Source organism: Nguyenibacter vanlangensis, from assembly GCF_013376155.1.
In the GTDB taxonomy this organism is placed as follows: domain Bacteria; phylum Pseudomonadota; class Alphaproteobacteria; order Acetobacterales; family Acetobacteraceae; genus Gluconacetobacter; species Gluconacetobacter vanlangensis.
This window is the reverse complement of the sequence record NZ_JABXXP010000460.1, coordinates 1-2,339: the sequence shown is the minus strand read 5'-3', so window position 1 is coordinate 2,339 and position 2,339 is coordinate 1. Positions and strand designations below refer to the sequence as shown.

General features: G+C 71.1%; 2 protein-coding genes. Both read right to left on the bottom strand.

The features are described from left to right. The coding region (xdhA, locus tag HUK84_RS15285) for a xanthine dehydrogenase small subunit (protein WP_176641049.1) at window positions 1-1,263 on the bottom strand (1,263 nt) is incomplete at its 3' end. Between the two features lie 257 nt (window positions 1,264-1,520). Next, window positions 1,521-2,339: amidohydrolase family protein (locus HUK84_RS15280; RefSeq protein WP_176641048.1), on the bottom strand; the 819-nt coding region annotated here is incomplete at its 5' end.

Genomic DNA, 2,339 nt, shown 5'->3' with positions numbered 1-2,339 from the left:
GGCCCCGCGGGCGCGCCTGGGAATGGCGGCCATGCCGCCGAAGGCGATGCGGGCGTCGGTGACGACCCCGTCCGCGTCCAGGGTCAGGGCGAAGGCGCCCAGCAGGGCCGAGATGTCCTGGTCGAACCGCTTGGAGATCTTGTAGGCGCGGAAGAGCGTGCGGGGACCGGGTGCGGGGATGGTCACGGCCTCGACGAACTCGCCCGGGGCGCGGTCCTGCTTGCCGTAGGACAGGAAATAATCCTCGAGCGGCAGGGTGCGGCGCACAGCGCCGCGCCGCAGATGCAGGGTGGCGCCGGCGGCGATGAAGACCGGCGGCCCGTCGCCGATCGGCGAGCCGTTGGCGATGTTGCCGCAGACCGTGGCGGCGTTGCGGACCTGGGTGGAGCCGATGCGGCGGATGACCTCTCCGGCGTCCGGCAGCAGGGCGGCGATGCTGTCGCGCGCGTCCTGATAGGTGACGGCGGCGCCGATCCTGAGCCCTTCGGCATCCTGCGTGATCGTGCGCAGGTCGGGCACGCGGCCGATGGCGACGATATGCGGCAGGTCGCGCAGGCCCTTGGTGACCCACAGCCCGACATCGGTCGCGCCGGCGACGATGGTGGCCTGCGGGTCGGTCAGCAGGGTTTCGGCCAGGGCGTCGGAATCGGCGGGAATGGTCACGCGCCCCGCCGGGCCGGCGAGCCGGACGCCGCGTCCGTCGGCCTGGGCCTCCAGGGCGGCCAGTCGGTCGGCGATGACCCCGGCCTGTGCGTCGAAATGATCGGCCCCCGCCTGCATCGCCTGCTTCATCGCGCGCACGATGGGGGCGTAGCCGGTGCAGCGGCACAGATTGCCCGCCAGCGCGTCGTCGATCGAACCGTCGTCGGCCGCCGCCCCCGGCGCCTTGCGGTGGGCGACCATCGACATGACGAAGCCGGGGGTGCAGAAGCCGCATTGCGAGCCGTGCTGCGCGACCATCGCCTGCTGCACAGGATGGAGCGTGCCGTCGGGCGCGCGCAGGTCCTCGACGGTGAAGAGCTGCGCGCCGTCCAGCATGCACACGAACTGGATGCACGCATTGAGCGCCCGCCAGACCAGGCGCCCTTCCTCGCGCCGGACGACCATCACGGTGCAGGCGCCGCAATCGCCCTCGTTGCAGCCTTCCTTGGTGCCGGTCAGGCCGCGCTGCTCGCGCAGCCAGTCCAGCACGGTCAGGGTCGGCGGGCAGTCGGGCAGGTCGTAGAGCCTGTCGCCCAGATAGAAGCGGATGGAATTGCGCATCATTCGGTTCCGTCGATCAGAATATGAGCCAGAATATGAGCGCTCTGGCCGCCCAGCCCCCCTCAAGGCAGACAACCGGAACACGGAGCGGGCGATGGACAGGCTGCCTGGGGACGCGCACGCCCGCGGCGGGGCGCGGAACAGGCATCTCCGGACAGGTCCCTGCCTCCCCCGAGGCAGACCCGCTCGGGCAATTTAGCGGGTCCGTCCCGCCTGGCAAAGAACAGTCTTGATTCCGGCCGTTGGGGCGGGTCCCTTCACTTCGGGCCGCCTGACTTCGGGCCGGCGGGATGGTCGCCGCTCGTCCGGTTCAGCCGGAGCTGGGCCGTGAGGTCGGGCGCGAAGCAGGGCCGCTCGACATAACGTCCGGCGCCCCGCACGGCGCGCAGGTCGCCATCGGTCCAGACCAGGCGGCCGCCGCTGATCGTATGGCGCGCCAGGCCCGTGACCTGCATCCCCTCGAACACGTTGTAATCGACGTTCTGATGATGGGTTCCGGCCGAGATCGTGCGGCTGGCCGCGTCGTCCCACAGCACCAGATCGGCGTCGGCGCCCGGAACGATCGCGCCCTTGCGCGGGTAGATGTTGAAGATCCGCGCGGTGTTGGCCGAGGTGACGGCCACGAATTCCTGCGGTGTCAGGCGCCCCGTGCGCACGCCGTGATGCCACAGGACGCTCATCCGGTCCTCGATCCCCGGCGTGCCGTTGGGGATGCGGGTGAAATCGTCGCGTCCCTGCAGTTTCTGGGGCGCGCAGAAGCAGCAATGGTCGGTGGCGGTGGTCTGGAGCTGTCCCGAGGCCAGGCCGGCCCAGAGCGCCTTCTGGTGGTGTTTCGGGCGGAAGGGCGGGCTCATGACGTGTCGGGCGGCGCCCAGCCAGTCGGGATCGGCGTAGACGCTGTCGTCGATCACCAGGTGCTGGGCCAGGACCTCGCCATAGACGCGCTGGCCGCGGGCGCGGGCGGCGGCGATCGCGGCGGTCGCGTCCTCGGTCGAGACATGGACGATGTAGACCGGGGCGCCGAGCAGGCCGGCGATGGCGATCACGCGCTGCGCGGCCTCGCCCTCGACCGCGGG